Source organism: Citrobacter sp. wls827 (assembly GCF_005280875.1).
In the GTDB taxonomy this organism is placed as follows: Bacteria; Pseudomonadota; Gammaproteobacteria; order Enterobacterales; family Enterobacteriaceae; genus Citrobacter; species Citrobacter youngae.
The window spans coordinates 224,737-231,832 of the sequence record NZ_SZWR01000018.1 but is presented as its reverse complement, the minus strand read 5'-3'; the positions used below and the strand labels follow the sequence as shown (position 1 = coordinate 231,832).

The following is a 7,096-nucleotide window of genomic DNA, read 5'->3' as shown; positions in this document are numbered from 1 at the left end:
TTGTGATTTTTTGCCGGATGGCGCTGCGCCATCCGGCAATCAAGTCCCTACTTCCCGCCCGCCAGTTCCAGAAAACTGCCCGTTACGTAAGATGCCTTCTCGCTCAGTAGCCAGGTAATTGCCTGCGCGACTTCTTCCGGCTGCCCGCCACGCTGCATAGGCAACATAGATTTCACGCGATCGACCCTTCCCGGCTCGCCGCCTGACGCATGCATTTCAGTGTAGATAAGACCCGGTCGCACACCGTTCACGCGGATACCCTGCGCAGCAACCTCCAGCGCCAGGCCGGTGGTGAGCGTGTCCACAGCGCCTTTCGAGGCCGCGTAATCAACATATTCGAATGGCGCACCAAGCCGCGATGCCGCTGAAGAGACATTCACAATCGCCCCGCCCTGACTACCATGCTTAAACGACATTCGCTTTACCGCTTCCCGACAGCACAGAAAATAGCCGGTAACATTGGTCCCCAGAACGCGATTAATGCGTTCAGCGGTTAAGTTTTCGACCGAGCTTTGCTCAAACAAGAGCCCGGCATTATTCACCAGGGCAGTCAGCGGCTCGCCTTCACGGTCAATAGACTCAAACATTGCCACCACCTGGCTTTCATCACTGATATCCGCACGCAAAGCAAATGCTTTACCGCCTGCAGCGACGATGTTGTTCACCACCTCGGTTGCCGCATGAATATTGTGATGAAAATTCACGGCGACCGTGTAACCCTCTTGCGCCAATTGCAGCGCGGTTGCTCGACCAATGCCACGACTGCCGCCCGTCACCAATGCTATAGCCATAACGTTTCTCCCAAAAAATAAAGGCGCCGAAGCGCCTTTAAAAGATAGTTGAATCAGCAGATTACTGATATTCGCTCATCGGTACGCAGGAGCAGAACAGGTTACGGTCACCGTAAACATCATCAAGGCGTTTCACGGTTGGCCAGTATTTGTTCGCCACACCCGCCGGGAAGACGGCGATTTCGCGGCTATAACCGTGGTTCCACTCCGCTACCAGCTCGTTTTGCGTGTGCGGTGAGTTAACCAGCGGGTTATCTTCCAGTGACCATTCACCGGCTTTCACGCGATCGATCTCAGCGCGGATTGCCAGCATCGCATTGATAAAGCGATCCAGTTCCACTTTGCTTTCAGATTCAGTCGGTTCAACCATCAGGGTACCCGCGACCGGGAAGGACATGGTCGGCGCATGGAAACCGTAATCGATCAGGCGCTTGGCAATATCCAGTTCGCTGATGCCGGTCTCTTCTTTCAGTGGGCGAATGTCGAGAATACATTCATGCGCCACGCGACCATCGCGACCGGTATACAGTACCGGATAAGCATCTTTCAGACGGCTGGCAATGTAGTTAGCGTTAAGGATCGCCACCTGGCTTGCCTGCTTCAGACCTTCTGCGCCCATCATACGGATGTACATCCAGCTGATTGGCAAAATGGATGCGCTACCGAACGGCGCCGCAGAAACTGCGCCCTGACGGGTCAGCATCCCTTCAATTTGCACTACGCTGTGGCCCGGTACAAACGGTGCCAGATGTGATTTCACGCCGATCGGTCCCATACCTGGGCCGCCGCCGCCGTGCGGAATGCAGAAGGTTTTATGCAGGTTGAGGTGCGAGACATCTGCGCCAATAAAGCCCGGCGTGGTGATCCCAACCTGAGCGTTCATGTTCGCGCCATCAAGGTAAACCTGGCCGCCGAACTGGTGCACAACGTCGCACACTTCACGGATCGTTTCTTCATAAACGCCGTGGGTGGATGGGTAGGTCACCATGATGCAAGAAAGGTTGTCGGCATGTTGTTCTGCTTTTGCTCGCAGATCGTCCAGGTCGATGTTGCCGTTCTTATCACAGGCGACAACCACGACCTGCATACCCGCCATCTGTGCAGATGCCGGGTTAGTACCGTGGGCAGAGGCCGGGATCAGGCAGATATCGCGATGACCTTCGTTACGGCTTTCGTGATAATGACGAATCGCCAGCAGACCCGCATACTCGCCCTGCGCGCCGGAGTTCGGCTGCATGCAGACGGCATCATAACCGGTCAGTTTTACCAGCCACTCGGAAAGCTGGCCGATCATCTGGTGATAACCTTCAGCCTGCTCTGGCGGGCAGAACGGATGCAGCTCAGCGAATTCAGGCCAGGTGATTGGGATCATCTCGGCAGCGGCGTTGAGTTTCATGGTGCAGGAACCCAGCGGGATCATTGCCTGGTTCAGCGCCAGATCTTTGCGCTCCAGCGAGTGCATATAACGCATCATCTCGGTTTCGCTGTGATAGCGATTAAACACCGGATGACTGAGGATCGCATCGTCACGCAGCATGCTTTCCTGAATAGAACGGCTGTCGAGCGCCACGTCTTTATCCAGCGTATCGATGTTCAGGCCGTGACTGTCGCCCAGCAGAACATTGAACAACTGCACCACGTTTTCACGGGTGGTGGTTTCATCGAGCGTAATACCTACCGCGTTATGGATATCGCTACGCAGGTTGATTTCTGCCGCTTCAGCACGCGCCAGTACCGCCGCTTTGTCGGCCACTTCAACACACAGAGTGTCGAAGTAGTGCGCATGGCGCAGCTTCAGCCCTTTCTGTTGCAGGCCGGCCGCCAGGATATCAGTCAGGCGGTGGATGCGATTAGCAATGCGTTTCAGGCCAACTGGACCATGATAAACAGCATACAGACTGGCGATGTTGGCCAGCAGGACCTGCGAGGTACAAATGTTGGAGTTCGCTTTCTCGCGGCGGATATGCTGCTCACGAGTCTGCATCGCCATGCGCAGTGCGGTATTGCCCGCCGCATCTTTGGAGACGCCGATAATACGGCCTGGCATGGAGCGTTTGAATTCGTCTTTAGCGGCGAAGAATGCCGCGTGTGGGCCACCGTAACCCATCGGTACGCCGAAGCGTTGTGCAGAACCGAAAACGATATCCGCGCCCTGTTTGCCCGGAGCAGTCAGCAGTACCAGCGCCATAAAGTCGGCAGCGACACTGACCACAACTTTACGGGATTTCAGCTCGGTAATCAGTTTGCTGTAGTCATGCACTTCACCGGTGGTGCCAACCTGCTGCAACAGCACGCCAAACACATCCTGGTGATCCAGTGCTTTCGCCGCGTCATCAACAATCACGTCAAAACCAAAGGTTTGTGCACGGGTACGCACGACGTCCAGCGTTTGCGGATGAACATCAGCCGCAACGAAGAAGCGGTTGGCGTTTTTCAGTTTGCTGACACGTTTGGCCATCGCCATGGCTTCAGCGGCCGCGGTGGCTTCATCCAGCAGAGAAGCGGAAGCCATATCCAGCCCCGTCAGATCCAGTGTGACCTGTTGGAAGTTCAGCAGAGCTTCCAGACGCCCCTGAGAGACTTCCGGCTGATACGGCGTGTATGCGGTGTACCAACCTGGGTTTTCCAGCATGTTGCGCAGGATTACCGGTGGCAGCTGCACGGCGGTGTAGCCCATGCCAATGTAGGACGTGAAGCGCTTGTTACGCCCAGCGATGGCTTTTAATTCAGCCAGCGCAGCGTATTCGGTCGCCGCCTCGCCCACCTGTGGCGGGGTTGCGAGCTGAATGTCTTTCGGTACAATCTGGCCGATCAGCGCGTTTAACGACTCGGCGCCAACCGCATTCAGCATCTCTTGCTGCTGCGCGGCGTCCGGTCCGATGTGGCGTTCAATGAAAGCGCCGCTGTTTTCAAGCTGGCTTAACGTCTGTGTCATGGGCGATGGTTCCTGAAACGTGCAGTGAATCGTAGGTGTCTCTACTTACCTGAATACGCAAAATAATTCGCGTTGCAGGACGGCGACGCAGCACATCCCCAGGAGCTTACATAAGTAAGTGACTGGGGTGGGCGAGGAAGCCAACACACCTGCAACGTGAAGGATGAAGCGTATTTACTCGTCTTCTAACAAAGCTTCGTATGCGGTCGCATCCAGCAGCGATTCAATTTCGCTTTCATCGCTGGCTTTGATTTTGAAAATCCAGCCGCCCGCATACGGCTCGCTGTTGACCAGTTCCGGGGAGTCGCTGAGCGCGTCGTTAACCGCCACAATCTCACCGCCTACTGGCGCATAGATATCGGATGCCGCTTTTACGGACTCCGCAACGGCACAATCATCGCCCGCGCTGACGGTGGCGCCAACTTCTGGCAGGTCAACGAAAACCATGTCACCTAACAGCTCCTGAGCGTGTTCGGTGATACCAACGGTGTAAGAGCCGTCAGCTTCTTTGCGCAGCCATTCGTGTTCTTTGCTGTATTTCAGTTCTGCAGGTACGTTGCTCATCAATCAATCTCCAAAAAAGGATGAATTACGCGACGGCTTTGCCGTTACGCACAAAAACAGGTTTAGTCACTTTTACCGGCATTTCGCGGTTACGGATCTGCACGATCGCAGTTTCGCCGATACCCGCAGGGACACGCGCCAACGCGATGCTGTAACCCAGGGTTGGGGAGAATGTCCCGCTGGTGATAATGCCTTCATGCTGGTTGCCAGAAGCATCGGTGAAGCGCACCGGCAGTTCATTACGCAGCACGCCTTTCTCGGTCATCACCAGCCCGACCAGTTGTTCGTGGCCTTTTTCACGCTGCATTTCCAACGCTTCACGACCGATAAAGTCGCGGTCAGCCGGTTCCCATGCGATGGTCCAGCCCATGTTGGCCGCCAGCGGAGAAATGCCTTCGTCCATCTCCTGACCGTACAGGTTCATACCAGCTTCTAAACGCAGCGTATCACGCGCGCCCAGACCGCAAGGCTGAACACCGGCTTCGACCAGCGCACGCCAGAAATCCGCGGCCTTTTCATTCGGCATGGCAATTTCATATCCCGCTTCGCCGGTATAACCAGTGGTTGCGATAAACAAGTCACCCGCCTGAACGCCGAAGAAAGGTTTCATACCTTCAACTGCATGGCGTTGCTCGTCAGTAAACAGGGTGGCTGCTTTTGCCTGCGCGTTTGGTCCCTGTACCGCGATCAGCGACAGGTCGTCACGAACGGTGATGTCGATAGCGTATGGTTCAGCGTGTTGGGTAATCCAGGAGAGGTCTTTTTCGCGGGTGGCGGAGTTTACAACGAGGCGGAAGAAATCTTCAGTGAAGTAATAGACAATCAGGTCATCTATCACGCCGCCCGAAGCGTTGAGCATACCGGAGTAGAGGGCTTTGCCTGTCTTCGTTAGCTTCGCGACGTCGTTTGCCAGCAGATAACGCAAGAACTCCCGGGTGCGGCTGCCGCGCAGGTCGACGATGGTCATATGCGACACATCAAACATACCGGCATCGGTGCGGACAGCATGGTGCTCATCGAGCTGAGAGCCGTAATGCAGCGGCATCATCCAGCCATGGAAATCAACCATGCGCGCGCCACATAGCGTGTGTTGTTCGTACAAAGGAGTCTGTTGAGCCATCTTTTCCTCGTTGAATAAGCGGGGCTATCAACTCTTTCGCGGTGAAATTGTCGCCACGAAACCCAGCACCACAGCCGCTCCAGGGGCTGCGACGCAAACGTTCTCTTTGTCCTGAACTTACCACCGAAACAGACGCTAAACCATAAGGCAAAATTAACCATCACATTAGCTTATGACTAAAAATGACCAGATCGACGACAGCATAAAAAACCAGTAAAATGCCAATACATCAGAACAACAGACATATATAAGCGAAGTTAAGCCGTATCAATCCATATTAAATGTGGAAAAAATGTCAAAAATGGCGTTATGAAAAAAACGTAATATTAAAAAAACTAATGCGAAAAAAGGCGTGGAATTAGATTATTTCAAATGAGAGAACCATCCCGGCGCGCAGGCCGGGAGAGGAAAGTGTGACGGGTTTCAAACTCTTAAGATTGTCCTTACGGACACTAGCGTAGCCACTCAGGAAGATCGTTCAGTCCCATCGCCTGGCGGATGAGTTGCGGTTTTACGCCTGGCAGGGTATCGGCCAGTTTCAGACCAATATCACGCAGCAGTTTTTTAGCCGGATTCTCGCCAGCAAACAGTTCACGGAAACCCTGCATCCCCGCCAACATCAGCGCTGCGCTGTGCTTACGGCTACGTTCATAACGGCGCAGATAGAGGTACTGACCAATATCTTTGCCCTGACGCTGTAGCCGCTTAAGCTCGTCGATCAGCTCCGCCGCATCCATGAAGCCAAGGTTTACCCCCTGACCCGCCAGCGGGTGGATGGTATGCGCCGCATCACCCACCAGGGCCATACGATGGGCGGCAAACTGGCGGGCATAGCGTCCAGTCAGCGGAAACGTCTGGCGTTCGCTCTCAAGGCTGCACAGCCCCAGACGATTATCAAAAGCGATATTCAGCGCCTGATTGAATTCGTCTACGCTTGCCTGCTGCATACGTTCTGCTTCCTGCGGCGAGAGCGACCAGACGATAGAACACAAGTGTGGATCGCTGAGCGGCAGGAATGCCAGGATCCCCTCGCCGTGAAACGCCTGACGCGCAACCGCACCGTGCGCTTCCTGCGTACGGATAGTCGCCACCAGCGCATGATGACGATAATCCCAGAAGGTGAGCGGAATATCCGCTTTGTTGCGCAGCCAGGAGTTAGCACCATCAGCACCGACGACCAGGCGGGCCGTCAGCATTGCGCCATCTTTCAGGGTCAGAAATGCTTCGTTCTCACCCCAGGCCACCTGCTGTAATTCAGCAGGTGCCATCAGCGTAATATCCGCTGAACGCTGCGCCTTTTGCCACAGCGCATAATGAATCTCTGAGTTTTCGACAATGTGCCCCAAATGGCTGTAGCCCATGCTCTGGTCATCAAACGCAATACGTCCAAAGCTGTCTTTGTCCCAGACTTCCATGCCGTGGTAGCAGCAAGCGCGACGGGCTACAATATCGGACCAGACGCCAAGACGGGTCAGCAGTTTTTCGCTGGCGGCATTAATAGCCGATACGCGAAGCTGAGGAGGTGCATCCGCCGCCAAAGGCTGCGGGACATGTTGTTCCAACACCGCAACGCGCAACCCGCTGCCCTGCAAGCCGCAGGCAACCGCCAGTCCCACCATGCCGCCACCCACAATTGCTACATCAACACTTTGCACTGTTTATACCTCGAAACCTGTAAACCGTAGG

Annotated in this window: 5 protein-coding genes; all 5 read right to left on the bottom strand. The window is 54.9% G+C overall.

The annotated features are described in order from the left end of the window. Positions 1-47: 47 nt before the first annotated feature. The gene (locus FDX03_RS14345; protein ID WP_137346099.1) at positions 48-791 is read right to left on the bottom strand and encodes an SDR family oxidoreductase; all 744 of its coding nucleotides are present in this window, start codon (positions 789-791) and stop codon (positions 48-50) included. A gap of 61 nt (positions 792-852) precedes the next feature. Next, positions 853-3,726 carry an aminomethyl-transferring glycine dehydrogenase gene (gene gcvP / locus FDX03_RS14340; RefSeq protein ID WP_048213170.1) on the bottom strand — a complete coding sequence of 958 codons (2,874 nt, stop codon included), beginning with the start codon at positions 3,724-3,726 and terminating at the stop codon, positions 853-855. 174 nt (positions 3,727-3,900) lie between these two features. Further along, the gene (gene gcvH / locus FDX03_RS14335; RefSeq protein WP_003026965.1) at positions 3,901-4,290 is read right to left on the bottom strand and encodes a glycine cleavage system protein GcvH; all 390 of its coding nucleotides are present in this window, start codon (positions 4,288-4,290) and stop codon (positions 3,901-3,903) included. A gap of 25 nt (positions 4,291-4,315) precedes the next feature. After that, entirely contained in the window at positions 4,316-5,410 is a 1,095-nt protein-coding gene (gene gcvT / locus FDX03_RS14330) for a glycine cleavage system aminomethyltransferase GcvT (protein WP_137346098.1), read from the bottom strand. 452 nt (positions 5,411-5,862) lie between these two features. Beyond that, positions 5,863-7,065, bottom strand: coding sequence for an FAD-dependent 2-octaprenylphenol hydroxylase (ubiI, locus tag FDX03_RS14325; RefSeq protein ID WP_086523440.1), 1,203 nt, complete (start codon positions 7,063-7,065; stop codon positions 5,863-5,865). Positions 7,066-7,096 lie beyond the last annotated feature (31 nt).

What these genes read in the sequence shown, in the direction of transcription:
- gcvH (WP_003026965.1), bottom strand. Translation starts at nt 4,290, where the DNA reads ATGAGCAACGTACCTGCAGAACTGAAATACAGCAAAGAACACGAATGG.
- gcvP (WP_048213170.1), bottom strand. Translation starts at nt 3,726, where the DNA reads ATGACACAGACGTTAAGCCAGCTTGAAAACAGCGGCGCTTTCATTGAA.
- FDX03_RS14345 (WP_137346099.1), bottom strand. Translation starts at nt 791, where the DNA reads ATGGCTATAGCATTGGTGACGGGCGGCAGTCGTGGCATTGGTCGAGCA.
- gcvT (WP_137346098.1), bottom strand. Translation starts at nt 5,410, where the DNA reads ATGGCTCAACAGACTCCTTTGTACGAACAACACACGCTATGTGGCGCG.